Origin of the sequence: Epibacterium sp. Ofav1-8, assembly GCF_022348185.1 — a bacterium.
Taxonomy (GTDB): Bacteria; Pseudomonadota; Alphaproteobacteria; order Rhodobacterales; family Rhodobacteraceae; genus Epibacterium.
Genome location: NZ_JAKRFD010000005.1, coordinates 32,938 through 52,434 on the forward strand (window position 1 = coordinate 32,938; position 19,497 = coordinate 52,434).

The following is a 19,497-nucleotide window of genomic DNA, read 5'->3' on the forward strand; positions in this document are numbered from 1 at the left end:
CAACGGAGCGGGGATCGCGCAATTACATGCGCGATCCTGTAAGCACTAGAAGTCGAGGTTTTCGACGCTCAGCGCGTTTTTCTGGATGAACTCGCGGCGCGGCTCCACGATGTCGCCCATCAGTTTGGTGAACAGATCATCCGCTTCGATCATATCATCCACGCGCACCTGCAGCAGGGTCCGGGCATCCGGGTCCAGGGTGGTTTCCCACAGCTGATCCGGGTTCATCTCGCCCAGACCTTTGTAGCGCTGCAAGGTCAGCCCCTTCTCGCCTTCTTCCAGGATAGCCTTGAGCAGGTCGAGCGGGCCATAGATGGCCTGCTGGCGATCCTTGCGGTGCAGCACGGCAGGTGTGCCATAAATCTCTTGCAGGGATTTGGTGAAGCTGCCGGTCTTGCGCGCCTCACCGGACCGCAGCATCGGACCGTCCAGGGTCCGCACCTCTTCCACACCGCGCAGGATACGCGCCAGGCGGATACCGTGATCCTGCGTGATCCGCCCCTGCCAGCCACGCTCGTATTCCAGCGCAATCAGGTCAAGGCGACTTGCCACCTTGTCAGCCACACCTTGCAGGTCGCTGTCCACCGCACCGGGGACAAACGCCCCCGCGATCGCAGCCTGTTCGAGAATATGGCGCGGATAATGGGTCGGGAACGCATCCAACAGACGCTTCAGACGGCGCGCCTCGTCCACCACACGGGTAAGATCCTGACCAGCGATTTCAGAACCGTCGCCAAGACGCAGGATCGCACCATCAACCCCCTGGTTGATGAGGTAATCCTCCATCGCGGCCTGGTCCTTCAGATAGACCTCGGACTTGCCACGGCTCACCTTGTAGAGCGGTGGCTGCGCGATGTAGAGATACCCGCCTTCGATCAGCTCCGGCATCTGGCGGTAGAAGAACGTCAACAGCAGCGTCCGGATGTGGGCGCCATCGACGTCCGCGTCGGTCATGATGACGATCTTGTGGTAACGCAGCTTCTCGATATTGAATTCATCGCGACCGATACCGGTGCCAAGCGCCATTACCAGGTTGCCGATCTCCTGACTGGAAAGCATCCGGTCAAACCGGGCGCGCTCCACGTTCAAGATCTTGCCTTTCAAGGGCAGGATGGCCTGGGTCTGACGGTCACGTCCGGTTTGCGCAGAGCCACCCGCAGAGTCCCCCTCGACGAGGAAGACTTCGGTCTTCGAGGGGTCTTTCTCGGAACAATCCTTGAGTTTGCCGGCGAGGAAGTTCACGTCCATCGCAGTTTTGCGGCGGGTGAGTTCACGCGCTTTGCGGGCAGCTTCGCGGGCCAGGGCGGCCTCGATGATCTTGCCGACCACCTGTTTGGCGACATTGGGGTTTTCTTCGAACCATTCCGCGAGCTTTTCGCCCATCAGACTCTCGACCACCGGGCGCACCTCGGAGGACACAAGCTTGTCCTTGGTCTGAGAGGAGAATTTCGGATCCGGCACTTTCACCGACAGCACGCAGGTCAGACCTTCGCGAGCATCATCGCCAGTGAAAGAGACCTTTTCCTTTTTGGCGATGCCGGAGGACTGTGCATAGCTGTTGATGGTCCGGGTCAGCGCCCCCCGAAAGCCCGCCACATGGGTGCCGCCATCGCGCTGGGGGATGTTGTTGGTAAAGGGCAGCACGGTCTCGTGGTAGCTGTCGTTCCACCACATGGCGATCTCGACACCGATGTCGTCTTTTTCGCCCTTGATGTAGATTGGCGCGTCCATCACCGGGGTCTTGGAGCGGTCGAGGTATTTGACAAACTCGTTGACGCCACCCTCGTAGAACAGCTCGCTCTCGAGCCTCTCTGCCGGGCGTTCATCCGCCACGACAATACGCACACCAGAGTTCAGGAACGCCAGTTCCCGTAGGCGTTTTTCCAGCGTCTCGAAAGAGTATTCGAGGTTGGAGAAGGTGTCGGTCGACGCAAGGAAGCGCACCTCGGTGCCGGTACGATCGCCGCAGTCGCCCACAACGGTCAGATGTTTCACGGTATCACCGCGTTCAAAACGCGCGACGTGTTCCTTGCCATTGCGCCAGATGCGCAGCTCCAGCCAATCCGAGAGCGCGTTCACAACCGAAACGCCAACGCCGTGCAGACCACCGGACACCTTGTAGGAGTTGCTGTCGAACTTCCCGCCCGCGTGTAGCTGGGTCATGATGACCTCGGCCGCGGAAACGCCCTCTTCGGCGTGAATATCGACAGGGATACCGCGGCCATTGTCGCTTACAGAGACGCTGGAATCGGCGTGGATCGTGACCGTGACGCGGTCCGCATGCCCGGCCAGCGCCTCGTCGATACCGTTGTCCACCACCTCATAGACCATATGGTGCAGACCGGAGCCGTCGTCGGTGTCGCCGATGTACATTCCGGGCCGTTTGCGCACGGCCTCCAACCCCTTGAGAACCTTGATGGAATCTGCGCCATATTCTGCCGGAGTTTGCTCGTTTTCGGACATTCACGCCTTCCTATTCTTAACTGTCGATTTTATACGCGTTCCGGGGCGGGATGTCACGCGCAAGCCCCCTTTTTTCTTAGGGAATCATGCGGCTCGCTCTCCCAGTCTTGAAGCTTTCTGACACCAGGCCGCCACGGTCGAAGCGACCGGGTGCGAAGCGGGTGCAAAAGACGTGAAACGGGTGGGCCGGACCCCGACAAACCCGAGTATCTGGCGCGACAGGATCTTCTTGACCGCGTTGCTGTAGAACAACCGCAGGAACACCGCGGGCGTGTCGGAGGTCAGCAGGACCCGGGCCGTCTTGCCCGTCAGCATCGGCGCCGGCAAACCCAGCATCGAGGTGTTGCGCGTGTCAAAGGTGCGGCCCGGCAGCAAGGCCCGGTCAAACACGCCCTTGAGCTTTGCCGGAAGCGCGCCCCACCACAGCGGCGTCGTGAGCACCACATGTTCGGCCCACTCCAGATCCGTCAGGAAAGCCTCCAGATCTGGTTCGAGGGGTTTGTAGTTATGGTATCCGCCAATGCCATAATCCATGTCGAATTCCATGGCAGAGAGGTCATGGTAGCGCACATCGTGGCCAGCGCCCTTCGCGGCATCGCGATAGGCTTCTGCCAGTGTCTTGTTGAGGGATTTTTCGCCAGGGTGGCCGTTCAGGATGATGATCTTTCGTGTGGACATGAGGTCCTCCGCATTGCTAAATGTGACTTCGGTCATTTTATTGGCTGAAAATTCGACCACGGTCAATTTAATAATTGACCGTGGTCACAATATTTAGCCGGGAGAGCATCACACATGTCACGCGCGCCGCAGAAACGTCGTTTGGAAACAAGGGCGAAGCTACTGTCCGTTGCGGAAGACATTATCGACGCCAACGGTGTCTCCGCGTTGCGAGTCGAGGATGTTGTCGCTGGTGCCGGGGTCGCCAAGGGGACGTTCTTTTCCCATTTCGGCGACAAGGACGGGCTGCTGGCGGTGATTCTGGGCGCCCGCGTGATGCAACACATCGAGACCATGGAAGCCGCGCCAGAGCCCCGGACGCCGCAAGAGATCGCGCACCGGCTTGCACCGTTGTTGGATTTCATTGCCCAGGACAGAATGATCTTCGATCTGTTGCTGCGCTACTCCGGCACCACTGGCGCAGAGGTGGACGAGGTGGTCACGCAGGGCTTTATGCGCCAGATCGCCCTGTTTGCAGGCTGGATTGCCCGGATGCAGGCCGCCGGCACCCTGCCCGTCCACGCCAGCCCGGAGATACTGGCCGAAGGTATCCAGGCCTTTTTGAACCACGTGCTTGCAACGGGGTTCTGCATGGAACATGGCGACATGCCCCCCCCTGCCGAAGCGCTTGTGCCCTATCTGGAGCAGTGGCTGCTCAGGTAAAGGGAATGATGCAGGCAACCGCGATTAACAGGTAGCCAGCCCCAAGGTTCATGCGCCTCAGTGCGGTGGGGGACGACAACAGAAGCCGCACACGGCTGACACAGCCAGCCAAGATGACATTCCCGATCAACGGCACCGCCATCGACACCGCGACAATCGCCGCGATGTCCTGTGCTGTTGTCACGGTCAGATCAAAGAACCCCGGCAAGATCCCCATGTAGAACAGCGCCGCTTTCGGGTTGCCCAGAATAACGATGACCCCGGCGACAAACCCCGCCCAGCGCCCCGGTCTGGTCAACTGGCGATTGGCGGCAATCGGCTGCCCTGCGCCGCGGATCGTACTGATCCCCATCACGAGGAACATCACCACCGCGACACCTTTCAAAACCACCGCGATCAGTTCTGATGCCGCAGAAATGGAACTGACCCCGACAACCGCAATCAGCGGCCAGAAGACGTCGCCCACCGCGACGCCGAATGCCAGCGGCCAGCCCGCGTGAAACCCGCCCGCCATGGAGCGCGCCACCAGTGCAAGCCAGACCGGCCCCGGCGTCAGGAACAGAACAAATACAGCGCTGGCATATATGGCGAGATCCCAGATGGTCAGCGTCATTCCTGAATCACTTCGCTTGTCCCATCCTGATCGGTGACCTTCAGATGCTGTGCCCGTTGCCCCAGTTCCTGAAACAGTTCCGGACCGGTTCCCGTCATCCAGGCCTGCGTGCCAAGCGCGCAAATCTCGTCATAGAGTGCGGCGCGACGCCCCGCATCCAGATGCGCTGCCACCTCATCCAGCAGGAGGATCGGTGCAGCCCCTTCCTCGGCTTGCAACGCCCGTGCATTGGCAAGGATTAGCGACACCAACAGCGCCTTCTGCTCACCAGTGGAGCAATCCTTGGCAGGTAGTCCCTTGGCCACATAGGCCCCCATCAGGTCACTGCGATGCGGCCCCACCAACGTCCGCCCGACGGACAAGTCCCGCATGCGCCCTGCATCCAGCGCGGCACGCAACGCATCGGCGCTCGCGGGCATCTCACCCTCGGCCTGGATCAGCTTCAAATCGGCCACCGGAAAAGCGGTTTCCGCCTCTGCCTGCGCCGCGACCAACCGGTCCACCGCATCGACGCGGGCCTGATGGATGCGAAACCCGGCCTCTGCCATCTGCCCTTCCAGCACGCGGTACCATGCAGCATCGCGCACATTGTCCTTGAGCAGGCGATTGCGTTCGCGCATGGCCTTCTCATAGGTCAGCGTCGCCTCGGCATGATCGGGATCAAAACTGAGCGCAATCCGATCCAGGAACCGCCGCCGGCCCTCGGCGCCCTCAATCCACAGACGATCCATCGCCGGAATCAACCAGACCACGCGCGCGATGCGCCCCAAGGCGACCTGACTGGCGGCTTTGTTGTCGATCTTCACCTGACGGGCATTGCCCGCCTCCGAGGAGGTCTCGACCTCAACGGCCTGGCCGCGGGTCTGTAACACCCCTTTCAGCTTCCAGCCCAGAGCTTCGGGTTGGCGCGCCATATCCGCAGCCGACGCCCGCCGCATTCCGCGTCCTGGCGAAAACAGCGACACCGCTTCAAGGATATTGGTCTTGCCCGCACCATTGTCGCCGTGGATCGCAACAGGGCGCGCATCCAAATGCAAATCCGCCCGCAGATGCGAGCGGAAATGAGACATGAACAGGGACGTCAGTGCCAGCACGGGCCTTCATCTTTTCCAAAATACCTCCGCCGGAGGCCGGGCCGTCAGGCCCGTTCCAAGCGATGCGTCAGACGCGCATCGGCATGACTACATAGACCGCGCTCTCATCGCTGCCTTCGCGCATCAAGGTCGGATCGCCAGAGGAGTTGAACATGAACACGGCGTTTTCGCGGTCGACCTGATTGGCGATCTCAAGGAGGTATTTGGCGTTAAAACCAATCTCCAGCCGCTCGTCGCTATATGCCACGGCGAGCTCTTCTTCGGCAGCGCCGCTATCGGGGGCGTTCACCGACAGGACCAGGCGGTCCTCGTCCAGCTGCAGCTTCACCGCGCGGGAGCGTTCCGAAGACACCGTCGCAACCCGATCCACCGCCTTGGCGAACTCGCTCGCATCAACTTCGAGACGGCGGGTGTTGCCGACCGGAATAACGCGAGTGTAGTCAGGGAATGTGCCGTCGATGACCTTCGAGGTCAGGGTAATGTTCGGCGCCGCAAAGCGCACCTTGGTTTCGGAAACCGACACGGCGATATCCATCTCGTCATCATCCAGAAGCTTGCGCAACTCGCCCACGGTCTTGCGCGGCACGATGACGCCGGGCATATCCTCTGCCCCCATCGGCAGGTCCGCATCGATGCGGGCCAGACGGTGTCCATCGGTCGCCACACAGCGCAGGGCCTTACCACCGCTCTCGCCGGTGGCCACATGCATATAGACACCGTTCAGGTAATACCGCGTCTCCTCGGTGGAAATCGCGAACTTCGACTTGTCAAACAAGCGTCGCAGCATCGCGGCGTTGGCGGTGAAGTTGGAGTGATACTCCGAAGTGGCCATCACCGGGAAATCCTCGCGCGGCAGCGTCGCCAGCGAGAAGTTCGACCGGCCGGCCTCTACCGTCAGGCGACCGGTGGCCGCATCCGCAGTCAGGGTGACCAATGCGCCATCCGGCAGCTTGCGCACAATTTCATGCAGGGTGGTGGCTGCGACGGTGGTGGCTCCGGCACGCTCGACCTGTGCGGGCGCCTTGTCGACCACCTCGATATCAAGGTCGGTGGCGCGGAACATCACATCGCTGCCCTCGGCCTCGATAAGAACATTTGCGAGGATCGGAATGGTGTTGCGGCGCTCAACCACCGACTGCGCCTGCGCCACAGCCTTCAGAAGCGTTGCGCGTTCAATGCTGATCTTCATTTCCCTCTATCCTCTTCGGCTGGCAGTCTTTGGAAACATGTGGTTCGAGCGGAGCGGCAGATTAACGCCCTGACCCTTCAACACAAGGTTTTTATTGATTTCTCCAAGGGATTGCGGCGGGGGTCAAGAGCAGAGAGCCACGCCACCACCGAAAGTCGTAAATCCCCTTGGGGATGCGTCTGATTTGCCGCGTCCCAAATAAAGACGGCCCCGGTGGGCATTCCGGGGCCGTGATCTCCTGACAGGCAAAGTTGAGGCGCAGCCTGTCGATATATGGCGACCTTACGCCTCGAGCGCGCGCCGCAGCATTTCGACGTCTTCGGCAATCTGCCCGTCGATGGTCTTCAGCTCTTCGATGCGACGCACCCCGTGCATCACGGTGGTGTGGTCACGCCCTCCGAACCGACGGCCGATTTCCGGCAGCGAGCGGCTGGTCAGCTGTTTGCACAGATACATCGCCACCTGACGCGGCCGCGCATAGGACCGCAGACGCTTGGGTCCGATGATGTCGGACATGCGGATGTTGTAATACTCCGAGACCTTGCGCTGGATTTCCTCCACCGTGATCTTGCGCTCGGAGGCACGCAACACATCCGCCAGACAATCCTGGGTCAGATCCATGTCGATCTCGCGCCCCACGAGCGAGGCAAAAGCGAACAATCGGGTCAGCGCGCCTTCAAGCACCCGCACATTGGTCGAGATGCGATGCGCAAGCAGCTCCAGCACACCATCGGCGATTTTCAGGTCCGGATAGTTCTTGCGGTTCTGCTGCACTTTGGTCTGAAGAATGCCCAGGCGCAGCTCATAGTCGGTGGGATGCAGATCCACCACCAGGCCGCATTGCAGGCGGGATTTCACACGATCCTCAAGATCCTTGATCTCGCCGGGGGCGCGATCCGCGGAAATGATGATCTGCTTGTTCTGATCCACCAGCGCATTGAAGGTGTGGAAGAATTCTTCCTGGGTGGAATCCTTGCCGGCGATGAATTGCACGTCATCCACCATCAGCACGTCCACGGAACGGAACAGGTGTTTGAAGTCCATCATCTTGCGCTCGCGCAGGGCCTGCACAAAGCGATACATGAACTGCTCTGCCGACAGGTAGAGAACGTTCAGGTCCGGATTGCGCTCTTTCAGCTCCCAGGCGATCGCATGCATCAGGTGCGTTTTACCAAGGCCCACGCCGCCATAGAGCACCAGCGGATTGAAGGTCACGGGTCCGCCCTCGGCTACGCGGCGTGCGGCCGCATGGGCAAGCTCGTTGGGCTTGCCGACGACAAAGCTGTCGAACGTGAAGCGCGGATCCAGAGGCGCGGCTTGCAGGTCTTCCAGGGGCGATTTCACAGCGGCAGCCCCCTCCTGCGACCCACCTTGGTCCACCACAGGCGCAGACACGGGCGCTGGCGCTTCAATGGCTTCGGTTACGGACGGTTGCACCGGCCGAGTCGGAGAATTGGCAGCGACCTTGAACGCGAGGCGCTGAACGGGTTCACCCGACATGTTGAATTCATGCAGGATCAAATCCGCAAAGTTCTGGCTGACATAGTTGCCCATGAAGTTCGTGGGCACGTGGAAGGTGGCAACCCCCCCGTCAACCTGATCCAGCTCAAGCGGCTCAATCCATGTTGTAAAGTTGTTCTGCCCGACCGTCTTTAGCAAACGTTTTCTTAGTAGACCCCATGTGTCCTCTGTCATGCTGCGCCTCACGCATCCTGTGTTATGGCCGGATTTTCGGCCTATCGTTTCGTCCCAGTCTGACTGTTCCTTTCAGAACAATCCGGTGGCGATCGGGCACAGAAAGAACGCCGCCAGCCTGCAAGCAAACTGGCCTTCACGTGTTTCGAAAACCGAAAACAACGTTGTAAAACGCGCGGCAACACACAAACGTCCGCGACGAAAAAACGCTCGCCCTTTATTCGCTGTGATAGGACAGATGCCAAAAGCACGGTATCGGCCAAAGACGCCGATAGAATACCGTTGCCAGTGCCACGCGCAGCGCGCGGATCACCGGCCATAACAACCCTAATGCCCGTTAGGATTGTTGCGAGCAGCCTGTCCCCCCAGCGAATGAATCGCTGGAACAGTGGTAGCAATTTCCGGCGTGGAGCGGCAACGAAACTATGATGTTGACTCGGGCTTCCCCGGCAAAGAATCTCTGCGACTCGACGGAAGTGACCGAAATCCTTCAAACAAAAAAGCACCGCCTCTGGCGGTGCTTTTTTATGTTGAAATCCGGATAGAGCTCGCTAGCGCTGTGCCCCCGGAATCGCCTGTCACAAAGCCTGCTGTGGCTTATGCCAGCGCCTTCACACGCGCCGACAGACGGGAGATTTTACGGGACGCCGTGTTCTTGTGGTACACCCCTTTGGTGACACCGCGCATCAGCTCGGGCTGCGCCGCGCGCAGGGCTGCGGTTGCGGCTTCCTTGTCGCCGGAGGCGATGGCTTCTTCGACTTTACGCAGGTAGGTGCGGATGCGCGAACGACGAGCTTTGTTGATGGCAAAGCGCTTTTCGTTCTGACGTGCGCGCTTCTTGGCCTGAGGAGTATTTGCCATGATATGGTGACCTTATGTTCGGGTTCGTTGTATTCAAGTATGGCGAATGCCAGCCGAACCCGGATCGGATCACCGGTCGTGATTCTAGCCTGAGCGGGCTGCACGCGCATGTATGACGGCGGTCGATACTGGATTCGCGCACAAAGCGCAAGCCACCATTGCCCCAGGACCCGACAACCGCCACCCATCAACAAAAAAGCGGGCCCAAAGCCCGCTTTCCCGATGCGCCAGACGTGACGCGAATTGATGTGGTCACAGCAAACGCAGCGATGCGCAGCTGGTCGCGTGTTACTTGTCGCGGAATTGCGCTTCGCGCTTTTCAAGGAACGCCGACATGCCTTCTTTCTGATCTTCCGTTGCAAACATGGAATGAAAGACCCGGCGTTCAAACAGCATGCCCTCGCTCAAGGGCAGCTCATAGGCGCGATTGACCGACTCCTTGACCCCCATCGACGTCAGAACCGATTTCTCCGCGATCTTCTGGGCCGCGCCCATCGCCTCGTCCATCAGCTTTTTCGCTGGCACCACGCGCGAGACCAGGCCGGCGCGCTCTGCCTCTTCGGCAGTCATGAAACGACCCGTCAGGTTCATGTCCATGGACTTGGACTTTCCGACAAACCGCGTCAGACGCTGGGTGCCGCCCATGCCGGCCACAACACCAAGGTTGATTTCCGGCTGACCGAACTTGGCGGTGTCGGCCGCGATGATGAAGTCGCACATCATTGCCACTTCGCACCCGCCGCCAAGCGCATAGCCAGAGACCGCCGCAATAATCGGTTTGCGCACCGCCGAGATCCGGTCATTTGCATCGGCAAAGAGGTTGGTGGTGAAGACGTCCACAAAGCTCATCTCCGACATCTCCTTGATGTCGGCGCCGGCAGCAAACGCCTTTTCCGAGCCGGTCAGCACGATACAGCGCACCTTGTCGCTGGCGTCCGCTTCTTCCAAAGCGGCACACAACTCGCCCAGAAGGACAGAATTGAGCGCGTTCAACGCTTCAGGCCGGTTCATCTTGATGAGGCAGACGTGGTCCTGAGTATCGACGTTGATCGTCTCATAGGCCATGGCAATTCGCTTTCGGTTGTTGCTCCTGAACCATCAGTCCTTATCACGGCGGTTCGCTCTTTCAAGCTATCTTTGGCACTTGCCACAGTAGAAGGACGACCGCCCCGACTGGGTGATTCTGCTTACGATACCGCCACACTCGGCACGGCGACAGGGGTGGCCCTCGCGCCCGTAAACATCAAAGGTATGCTGAAAATATCCAAGCTCTCCATTAGCTTGGCGAAAATCCTTCAGCGAGGATCCCCCCGCCGCGATGGCATCCTGCAAGACCTCGCGGATGATCGGGACCAGGGTTGCGACGCGCGCGGCGCTGATCCGGCCCGTTTCGCGACGTGGCGAAATTCCGGCACGGAACAAGGCTTCGCAGACGTATATATTCCCGAGACCTGCGATGATTCCCTGATCGAGCAGCGCTGATTTCACCGGCGTCCTGCGCCCTTTGAACGCAGCAATCAGGTGCTGCTCGTGAAAATCGTTGCCCAGTGGTTCCGGCCCCAGCACCGCAAGCAGCTTGTGCGTCTCTGCCGTTGCGGTCTCCAGCAGGTTCATCGCGCCGAAGCGGCGCGGATCGTTGAAGGTGACGCGGGCGCCGTTGTCCATGTGGAACACCACATGGTCGTGTTTCTCCTGCGCCGGGTGGTCGTGCACGAATTGCCCCAGGGGATCGCCTGAAACGGTCATCCGCCCGGACATGCCGAGATGGATCAGAAGGGTCTCGCCGCTATCGAGATCCGCAAGGATGTACTTTGACCGTCGCCGCATCGACATAACACGCCGCCCCGACAGACGCTCCGCCATCCGGTCCGGGAAAGGCCAGCGCAGATCGGGGCGGTTCACATCCGCGCGCGCGATAACGGCGCCTTCCATCGAAGGGCGCAGGCCGCGCATCACCGTCTCGACCTCGGGCAATTCAGGCATTAGAGGACTCCCCTGACAGAAGGGCGCATTGTGCCGCCCCGTGAGCGCTCTATAACAAGGGCGAAACTGCGAGGACGACAAGGCCCATGACCGAGAAATCTGACAGCACCACCCATTTCGGCTTTCAATCCGTGCCGGAGCACGAAAAGGCAGGCCGGGTGCAGGGGGTCTTCAACTCCGTCGCCTCGAAATACGACATCATGAACGATGTGATGAGCGTCGGCATCCACCGGATCTGGAAGGATGCGATGATGGACTGGCTGGCCCCGCGCCCCGGTCAACGCCTGCTGGATGTGGCGGGTGGGACCGGCGATATTTCGTTTCGCTTTCTGAAACGCGCGGGCTACGGACACTCCACCGTGCTCGACCTCACCCGGCCGATGCTGGAAGAGGGACGCAAGCGGGCCGAGGCCGCGCAGATGGCCGACAGTCTGGATTGGGTCACAGGCGACGCCATGGCGCTGCCGTTCAAGGACAACACATTCGACGTCTACACCATTTCTTTCGGCATCCGGAATGTGACCCGCCCGCAAGAGGCCCTGAACGAAGCCTTCCGCGTGCTGAAACCCGGTGGCCGCCTGATGGTGCTGGAGTTCAGCCAACTGCCGAACGACGGGATGCAAAAGCTCTATGATCTTTATAGTTTCAACGTCATTCCCCGTATGGGTCAGGTGATCGCCGGCGATTACGACAGCTATCAGTATCTGGTGGAATCGATCCGCAACTTCCCGGACCAGGACACGTTCCTCGGGATGGTGAAACAGGCTGGATTTGAAAACGCCAAATACCGAAACCTGTCGATGGGCATTGCCGCTCTGCATTCGGGCTGGAAGATCTGATCGATGCGCGGACCTCACAACATCATTCGCCTGATCCGAACAGGCGCCACCTTCGTGCGGACCGGAGCCATGAATGTGGTGCTTGATGCCTTTGACGCGCCGGCTCCTTTGCGCATGGTGGCCTATACCCTTGGCTGGCCGTTCCAGTGGCTTGGCTACAAGGGCGACCCATCCATGCCGCCGGCAACCCGCGCAATCACCGCATTGGGGCCTGCCTACATTAAATTCGGTCAGGTGCTCTCAACCCGCCCCGACGTGGTGGGCGAGGATATGGCGCGGCAGTTGCGCGTCTTGCAGGACAAGCTGCCTCCGTTCCCCCGCGAAGTCGCCATGGATGAGGTTGCCAAGGAACTTGGCCAATCCGTGGACGAGATTTTCTCGGAGTTTTCCGAGCCGATCGCCGCTGCCTCCATTGCGCAGGTCCATCATGCCAAGCTGGCTGAAACCGGTCAGGACGTCGCCGTCAAGGTACTCCGCCCGGGCGTCGAGCGCGCCTTTCGCAAGGACGTGGACGCCTTCTATTTCGCCGCCCGCATCGCGGAACTCTTCGCACCAGGCGCCAAACGCCTGCGCCCCATGGATGTCATCACACACTTCGATGGCGTTGTCCGTGGCGAATTGGACCTGCGCCTTGAAAGTGCGGCCGCCTCAGAGTTCGCGGACAACACCTCCAATGACGCGGGTTTCCAACTTCCGCCAGTGCTGTGGAATTACTCGGCCCGTCGGGTGATGACGCTGGGCTGGGCCGACGGGTTGCCGATCGGCGACAATGACGCGCTGGATGCCGCTGGCCACGACCGGCACGCGCTGGGTCAACGGGTCTTGTCGCTGTTCCTGAACCATGCGCTGCGCGATGGGTATTTCCATGCTGACATGCACCAGGGCAATATGAAGGTCGCCGCCAATGGCGACATCATTGCCTATGACTTTGGCATCATGGGCCATATCGATCTTTATACCCGCCGGGTCTATGCCGAGATCCTCTATGGGTTCATCAAACGCGACTATAAACGCGTGGCCGAAGTCCATTTCGAGGCAGGCTATGTGCCCGCCACGCAGGATGTCGACGAGTTCGCCCGCGCATTGCGGGCCGTTGGAGAGCCGATCTTTGGCATGGACGCCACGCATATCTCCATGGGGCGGCTCTTGAATTACCTCTTTGAGGTGACAGAGCGTTTTGGCATGGAAACCCGTACCGAGTTGATCCTGTTGCAGCGCACCATGGTGGTGGTCGAAGGCGTCGCCCGCTCGCTTGATCCGCGCATCAACATATGGGACGTCGCAAAACCGGTGGTGGAGGACTACATCAAATCCTCGATCGGCCCTCGCGCTATCGCGTCTGATCTGGGCAAGACTGCGCTGGTCTTGGCCCGCTTTGGCCCGCGTCTGCCGACGTTGGTGGAACGTGCCCTGATCGCCCAGGCGCAGGAACCTGAAGATACATCAGCCCGTCGCCCATGGAAACGTGCCGCAGGCGCAGGCGCGATCGTTGGTGTCCTCGCCACTCTCATCTTCACGCATCTGGCGTAACAAGGCGTAACAAAAAGGGGGCCGACGATCTCAGCCCCCTCTTCCAACCTAAATATCCTGGGGTGAATGCGCACCAGAGCAGAGGGGCAACGCCCCTCCGCCCGATCAGGTCAAAGACGCTCGATTGCCAGTGCAATCCCCTGACCACCACCGATACACATGGTGATGATCGCCCGGCGACCGCCCGTGCGTTCCAGCTCATACAGTGCCTTGACGGTGATGATGGCTCCGGTTGCCCCCACCGGATGCCCCAATGCGATCGCACCGCCATTGGGGTTCACCTTGGCGGCGTCCAGCCCGAGTGCCTTGTTCACCGCCAGCGCCTGCGCTGCAAAGGCCTCGTTCGACTCGATCAGGTCGAAATCCCCGACGGTCATATCGATGCGCTTCAGCAGCTGCTCCACCGCAGGAATCGGACCAACGCCCATGACCTCTGGCCGCACACCCGCATGGGCATATCCCAGGACGCGTGCCTTGGGTTTCAGACCGGCCTTCTCCGCCGCCTCGCCGGTGGCCAACACCAGTGCCGCTGCGCCATCGTTGATCCCCGACGCATTGCCCGCCGTGACACGGCCCTCCTTCTGAAACACCGGGCGCAGGCCTGCGAGCGCTTCCAGCGAGGTGGCTTTGGGATGCTCATCCACTTCAAACGGCACCATATCGCGTTTGACCTTCACCTCGACCGGTACGATCTGGCTTTGGAAATAGCCTGCCTCTATCGCCGCTGCCGCGCGGGTCTGGCTGGACATGGCAAATTCGTCCATCTGTTCACGGGTGATCTCATGCTCGTCCGCGACATTCTCTGCCGTCACCCCCATATGGCCAGTCCCAAAGGGGCAATTGAGCGCGCCCAGCATCATGTCGAGCGATTTCACATCGCCCATTTTTTGCCCCCAGCGGGTCGAAGGCGTGATGAAAGGACTGCGCGACATGTTCTCGGAACCACCCGTAAGCGCAAACTCCGCGTCGCCCAGCATCAAGGCCTGAATGCCCGAAACAATCGCTTGCGCGCCCGATCCACACAGCCGGTTCACATTCATCGCCGGTGTGGTTTCGGGAATACCTGCCTGCATCGCGGCCACTCGCGACAAATACATGTCACGCGGCTCGGTGTTGATGACATGGCCGTAGACCACGGTGCCGATTTGCGCAGGCTCGATACCGGACCGCTCCATTGCTGCCTTGGCCACCGTCGCGCCCAGATCGATCGGCGCTGTTTGCGCCAACGCACCGCCAAAGGTGCCGATCGCCGTGCGTGCGCCGTCCAGAATCACGATATCCGTCATGTCTCACTCCTCATGTCCATTTGCGCCAGTATGCACCCGCAGCATAAACCTGTCCCGCAGGACGTCCCGTCATTGACAGCCACTGCGGCGCGCGCCACTACTTCCGTCATGACGGACACAACAGACGATATCCTGACCCTTTTGCCCGCCCGCCTGAAAGAGGCACGCCGGGCGCAAGGGTTGAGCCTGGAAGCGGTGGCGAACCTTTCCGGGGTCAGCCGCTCAATGGTGAGCCAGATCGAACGGGGGGAAAGCTCTCCCACGATTGCAACACTTTGGAACCTCACCCGCGCGCTTCAGGTGGATTTCGCCGGCCTGCTGGAGGCCAGCGAGACGGTAGACCGCATCGATGTTCTGCGCGCGCGGGATGTGCCCGTGATCGACAGCAAGGCCGCGCAATGCACCATCGCCATCCTGTCTCCGCCCGAAGATGTCGGCGGGCATGAGGTCTATGACATCAGCTTTGCTGCCGGAGGGGCCTTGATCAGCCAACCACACACGCCCGGCACGCGGGAACAACTGACGGTGCTCGAAGGAACGGTTGTCTTGACCTCCGGTACGGCTGAGGATCGCCTCTCGCCAGGAGATACAGCCCGCTATGCGGCCGATGTTTCGCACGCGATTGCCGCCCCAGACGGGGCTGCGCGGGTGTTCCTGATTGTGAAGAACAGTTGAGGGGCGCGGCCCCTCTTGGCCTCTCGGCCAATTCACCCTGGGATATTTTCGGTGAGAAGATGGAAATTCCGTGATTGCGGATTTTTTTCCGTAAAGATGCAATTCCACCTTTACGGATGCACGTCCACTATGACAGACTTCGGAAAACAACCGGAGTCGTGCTCATGTCCAATGCTTTTCTCAGCCACATCAGCGAAACCCTGACGCAGATCGAAGCGGACGGTCTTTACAAGCGCGAACGAATGATCACCTCGCCCCAGGCGGGCGAGATCCACGTGGGCGACCGCGCGGTCATCAACCTCTGTGCCAACAACTATCTTGGCCTCGCTGATCATCCAGATCTGATTGCCGCTGCAAAGACTGTGATGGACGACAAGGGCTATGGTATGGCCTCGGTCCGTTTCATCTGCGGCACGCAAGATCTGCACCGCGAGCTGGAGCAGCGCATTGCAAAATTCCTTGGCAAGGACGACTCGATCCTGTTTGCCGCCTGTTTTGACGCCAATGGCGGGCTGTTCGAACCCTTGCTTGGGCCGGAGGATGCGATTGTCTCCGACAGTCTGAACCACGCTTCCATCATCGACGGCATCCGCCTCTGCAAGGCGCAGCGCTACCGCTATGCCAACAACGACATGGCGGATCTGGAGGCCAAGCTGAAAGACGCCCGTGCAGCCGGCGCACGCCACATCATGGTGGCCACCGATGGCGTGTTCTCCATGGATGGCTATCTGGCTAACCTGCCTGCAATCCGCGAGATTGCCGACCGTTATGATGCGGTGGTTATGGTCGATGACTGTCATGCGACGGGGTTCATGGGGCCGCATGGGGCCGGCACGCCGGATCATTTTGGTGTCGACGTCGATATCCTGACCGGGACACTGGGCAAGGCGCTGGGCGGTGCGATCGGCGGCTATATCGCCGGACCGCAGCCGGTGATTGACCTGCTGCGTCAGCGCGCAAGGCCCTATCTGTTTTCAAACTCGTTGCCGCCTGCAGTCGTGGCGGCGGGACTGGAAGCAATTCGTCTGGTTGAAGAGGGCGAGGATCTCCGCAAGCAGCTGTTCGAGAACGCCAAATTCTGGCGTGAGGGCCTGACGGAACTGGGGTTCGACCTGCTGCCCGGCGAACACCCGATCATCCCGGTGATGCTGGGAGATGCCAAGCTTGCACAAGCCATGGCGGCCAAACTCTTTGACGAAGGTGTCTATGTCTCCGGCTTCTTCTTTCCCGTCGTGCCCAAGGGCCAGGCCCGCATCCGCACCCAGATGAATGCCGCCCTGACCCGTGAGGAATTGACCCGAGCCCTCGGCGCGTTTGAGCGTGCGGGCAAAGCCTGTGGAGTGATCTGACATGCTGCCCAACACGATGAAAGCCCTTGAAAAATCCAAACCCGAAGAGGGTCTCTGGATGGTGCAGGCGCCGGTACCGGACATCGGGCCGGATGATGTGCTGATCAAGGTCAACAAAACCGGCATTTGCGGCACCGACATTCACATCTGGAACTGGGACGATTGGGCCGCACATACCGTGCCCGTGCCGATGATTACCGGCCATGAATTTGCAGGCGAGATCGTGGAGCTGGGGCGCAACGTGACCGGGCTCTCGGTCGGGCAGCGTTGCTCGGGCGAAGGGCATCTGATCGGCACCGAGAGCCGTCAGTCACGTTCCGGCAAGTTTCACCTGGATCCCGGCACGCGCGGGATCGGGGTCAACGAGCAAGGCGCATTTGCGCAGTATCTGCGCCTTCCCGCGTTTAATGTGGTGCCCCTGCCCGACGACATTCCGGACGAGATCGGCGCGATCCTCGACCCGCTGGGCAATGCCGTGCACACCGCGCTGAGCTTTGATCTGCTGGGGGAAGACGTGCTGATCACCGGCGCTGGCCCAATCGGCATCATGGCAGCAGCCGTCGCCCGCCACGCCGGGGCGCGACATGTGGTCATCACGGATGTGAACGCTGACCGTCTGACGTTGGCGGAACAGGTCGCACGGGTGCGTACCGTCAACGTGGCCAAGGAAGACCTGAATGACGTAAAGCACGAGCTGGGTCTGAAAGAAGGCTTTGACGTCGGGCTTGAGATGTCTGGCAACCAGCAGGCGCTGGACCAAATGGTTGAGGCCCTGGTGATGGGTGGCAAGATCGCGCTTCTTGGGATTCCACCGGGCAAATCCCCGGTCGATTGGTCACGCATCGTCTTTAAGGCGATCACGCTCAAGGGTGTCTATGGCCGTGAAATGTTTGAAACCTGGTACAAGATGATCGCCATGCTGCAAAACGGCCTGGATGTCAGCCGGGTCATCACCCACCGCTTTAAGGTCGATGAGTTTGCCCAGGGCTTCGCCGCCATGAAGTCAGGGCAGAGTGGCAAGGTTGTGCTGGACTGGACCGGGCATTGACCCTTGCAAAAAAGTGGCAGGCTACCCCGTTCGGAGAGCCTGCCACAGTCAGGACAACGTGAAGCATAACGCGACGCCACCGGCGACAGGGAGCTGCCGTGCAGGGGAATGCAAACAGGTCGCGACGTCAGTCATGCCCCTCTTGCTACACCTATTGCGCGAGCAATATCAACAACACTCTTCTGCAAGGGGTGCAGAGATAACATTCGGCCCGGAATATGGATGTGTCTATGCGGCAGGACGCAGGGGCTGTCGCCCTTCTTCTGTCAAGCACCAGGCCTCTCGCCCTTCGAACACCACCGGCACCAATGTCCGACCGTAGCCCGCGCCGCAGTCGATATCGATCCGGTTGCCATAGTGGACCGGGCGTTCTTCGGCGGTGTGACCATGCACGATCAATCGCGGGTGCGCAGCAGCATGTTCGAGGAACCCCTGCCTGATCCAGAGCATGTCCTGTTCGACCTGCTGCGAGAGTGAAACGCCCGGGCGAATGCCCGCATGGACAAAAAACAGCTCCTCGGTCTGGTGGCACAGGGGCAACTGATCCAGCCACTCCAGATGGGTGCTTGGCACCGCAGCACGCGCCTTTTCATGCACCAGCGACGTCCGGTCCCGCGGCTGACAGCTCACCCCATAGGAGGCCAGCGTCGCCGCGCCGCCGATGCGTTCCTGCAGATAATAGAGCTCTACCGGCAGATGCGGGTCTTCACGCGGAAACTCTTCGAGAAACCATGAAAACATCCGGTCGTGATTGCCCTTGAGGCACGTCCAGTTGCGCCCCGCCGCCTGACCTTCCATCAGCTGGTCAATCACGCCCCGGCTGTCCGGGCCCCGATCAACGTAGTCGCCGACAAAGACCACCTCCGCGTCCACGCCGCCATCCATCGCGACCAATTCCAGCGCGCGGTTCAGTTGCGCGGTCTGTCCGTGAATATCGCCAATGGCATAGATGGGTCTGGTCATAGTGGTTCTTCTTTCAGTTTTTCTGCAAGCCCCGGTCTTATCCGGGTAAGATCACGGAGAGATAACATCTCGACCGGTAACAAAGGCAAACGGGACACCGAGGGCAAGGTGAAAACCCGTCACCCAGGGAAGGAACGCGGAATGAAGGGAATTGCATTCGGATTCATGGTTCTGGCTGTTTGTTTGGGCATACTCGGAATGATCTGGGGCATCCAGATGGCGGCCTCGCAGGATCACACTTTGGCAAATGCACATGCGCATCTGAACCTGATCGGTTGGGTCGGTTTTGCGCTCTATGGGCTTTATTACCACGTGGTACCCGCTGCCGCACAGGGTCGGTTGCCGCGCCTGCACCTGGCGATTTCGGTGCTGGCGGTGGGCACCATCGCGCCGGGGATCGCCATCGCCCAAAGCGGCGGCGGTGATGCGCTGGCGATTCTGGGCAGTTTTCTCACGCTTGCCAGCGCCCTGATCTTCCTGCTCACGGTGATCCGCAGCCGTGCCGCGTGACGCAGGTTCGGGTCCGCCA

General features: G+C 60.3%; 18 protein-coding genes. 7 read left to right on the plus strand and 11 right to left on the minus strand.

Annotated elements, in window-relative coordinates:
• Positions 1-45 precede the first annotated feature (45 nt).
• A complete protein-coding gene (gyrB, locus tag MHM97_RS09325; RefSeq protein WP_239322094.1) occupies positions 46-2,463 on the minus strand; it encodes a DNA topoisomerase (ATP-hydrolyzing) subunit B in 2,418 nt (805 codons plus the stop codon).
• Between the two features lie 84 nt (positions 2,464-2,547).
• Positions 2,548-3,141: an NAD(P)H-dependent oxidoreductase gene (locus tag MHM97_RS09330; protein ID WP_239322095.1), complete on the minus strand. Its 594-nt coding sequence runs from the start codon at positions 3,139-3,141 to the stop codon at positions 2,548-2,550.
• Positions 3,142-3,255: 114 nt separating this feature from the next.
• Between MHM97_RS09330 and MHM97_RS09335 the strand changes: the two genes are divergently transcribed.
• Positions 3,256-3,843: a TetR/AcrR family transcriptional regulator gene (locus MHM97_RS09335; protein WP_239322096.1), complete on the plus strand. Its 588-nt coding sequence runs from the start codon at positions 3,256-3,258 to the stop codon at positions 3,841-3,843.
• Here the strand turns inward: MHM97_RS09335 and MHM97_RS09340 are convergent.
• From MHM97_RS09340 to mutM, 7 genes are all read right to left on the minus strand, one after another.
• Positions 3,836-4,456, minus strand: a complete 621-nt coding sequence (locus tag MHM97_RS09340; RefSeq protein ID WP_239322097.1) for a LysE family translocator — start codon at positions 4,454-4,456, stop codon at positions 3,836-3,838. The genes MHM97_RS09335 and MHM97_RS09340 overlap by 8 nt on opposite strands.
• Entirely contained in the window at positions 4,453-5,550 is a 1,098-nt protein-coding gene (gene recF / locus MHM97_RS09345; protein WP_239322098.1) for a DNA replication/repair protein RecF, read from the minus strand. Before recF ends, MHM97_RS09340 begins: the two co-directional genes overlap by 4 nt.
• A gap of 67 nt (positions 5,551-5,617) precedes the next feature.
• A complete protein-coding gene (gene dnaN / locus MHM97_RS09350) occupies positions 5,618-6,739 on the minus strand; it encodes a DNA polymerase III subunit beta (RefSeq protein WP_239322099.1) in 1,122 nt (373 codons plus the stop codon).
• A 282-nt stretch (positions 6,740-7,021) separates the two neighbouring features.
• Positions 7,022-8,434, minus strand: coding sequence for a chromosomal replication initiator protein DnaA (gene dnaA, locus MHM97_RS09355; protein ID WP_239322100.1), 1,413 nt, complete (start codon positions 8,432-8,434; stop codon positions 7,022-7,024).
• A 597-nt stretch (positions 8,435-9,031) separates the two neighbouring features.
• A complete protein-coding gene (gene rpsT / locus MHM97_RS09360; RefSeq protein ID WP_239322101.1) occupies positions 9,032-9,295 on the minus strand; it encodes a 30S ribosomal protein S20 in 264 nt (87 codons plus the stop codon).
• 288 nt (positions 9,296-9,583) lie between these two features.
• Positions 9,584-10,360, minus strand: coding sequence for an enoyl-CoA hydratase (locus MHM97_RS09365; RefSeq protein WP_239322102.1), 777 nt, complete (start codon positions 10,358-10,360; stop codon positions 9,584-9,586).
• 66 nt (positions 10,361-10,426) lie between these two features.
• A complete protein-coding gene (mutM, locus tag MHM97_RS09370; RefSeq protein ID WP_239322103.1) occupies positions 10,427-11,278 on the minus strand; it encodes a bifunctional DNA-formamidopyrimidine glycosylase/DNA-(apurinic or apyrimidinic site) lyase in 852 nt (283 codons plus the stop codon).
• 86 nt (positions 11,279-11,364) lie between these two features.
• Between mutM and ubiE the strand changes: the two genes are divergently transcribed.
• Together ubiE and ubiB are read left to right on the plus strand one after the other, a co-directional pair.
• A complete protein-coding gene (gene ubiE, locus MHM97_RS09375; RefSeq protein WP_239322104.1) occupies positions 11,365-12,117 on the plus strand; it encodes a bifunctional demethylmenaquinone methyltransferase/2-methoxy-6-polyprenyl-1,4-benzoquinol methylase UbiE in 753 nt (250 codons plus the stop codon).
• A gap of 3 nt (positions 12,118-12,120) precedes the next feature.
• Positions 12,121-13,647 (plus strand): 2-polyprenylphenol 6-hydroxylase, encoded by a 1,527-nt coding sequence (ubiB, locus tag MHM97_RS09380; RefSeq protein WP_239322105.1) that lies wholly within the window; start codon positions 12,121-12,123, stop codon positions 13,645-13,647.
• Positions 13,648-13,757: 110 nt separating this feature from the next.
• Here ubiB and MHM97_RS09385 read toward each other — a convergent pair whose 3' ends face one another.
• A complete protein-coding gene (locus MHM97_RS09385; protein WP_239322106.1) occupies positions 13,758-14,933 on the minus strand; it encodes an acetyl-CoA C-acyltransferase family protein in 1,176 nt (391 codons plus the stop codon).
• A gap of 108 nt (positions 14,934-15,041) precedes the next feature.
• Between MHM97_RS09385 and MHM97_RS09390 the strand changes: the two genes are divergently transcribed.
• From MHM97_RS09390 to tdh, 3 genes are all read left to right on the plus strand, one after another.
• Complete coding sequence (locus MHM97_RS09390) at positions 15,042-15,608, plus strand: helix-turn-helix domain-containing protein (protein WP_065333564.1); 567 nt, start codon at positions 15,042-15,044, stop codon at positions 15,606-15,608.
• 164 nt (positions 15,609-15,772) lie between these two features.
• Positions 15,773-16,957 carry a glycine C-acetyltransferase gene (locus MHM97_RS09395; protein WP_239322107.1) on the plus strand — a complete coding sequence of 395 codons (1,185 nt, stop codon included), beginning with the start codon at positions 15,773-15,775 and terminating at the stop codon, positions 16,955-16,957.
• Between the two features lie 16 nt (positions 16,958-16,973).
• Positions 16,974-18,005, plus strand: a complete 1,032-nt coding sequence (tdh, locus tag MHM97_RS09400; protein WP_239322393.1) for an L-threonine 3-dehydrogenase — start codon at positions 16,974-16,976, stop codon at positions 18,003-18,005.
• A gap of 228 nt (positions 18,006-18,233) precedes the next feature.
• Here the strand turns inward: tdh and MHM97_RS09405 are convergent, their stop codons facing one another.
• The gene (locus tag MHM97_RS09405) at positions 18,234-18,968 is read right to left on the minus strand and encodes a metallophosphoesterase family protein (RefSeq protein WP_239322108.1); all 735 of its coding nucleotides are present in this window, start codon (positions 18,966-18,968) and stop codon (positions 18,234-18,236) included.
• Between the two features lie 141 nt (positions 18,969-19,109).
• On the opposite strand from MHM97_RS09405, the gene MHM97_RS09410 reads away from it, so the two are divergent.
• A complete protein-coding gene (locus tag MHM97_RS09410; protein ID WP_239322109.1) occupies positions 19,110-19,478 on the plus strand; it encodes a hypothetical protein in 369 nt (122 codons plus the stop codon).
• Positions 19,479-19,497 lie beyond the last annotated feature (19 nt).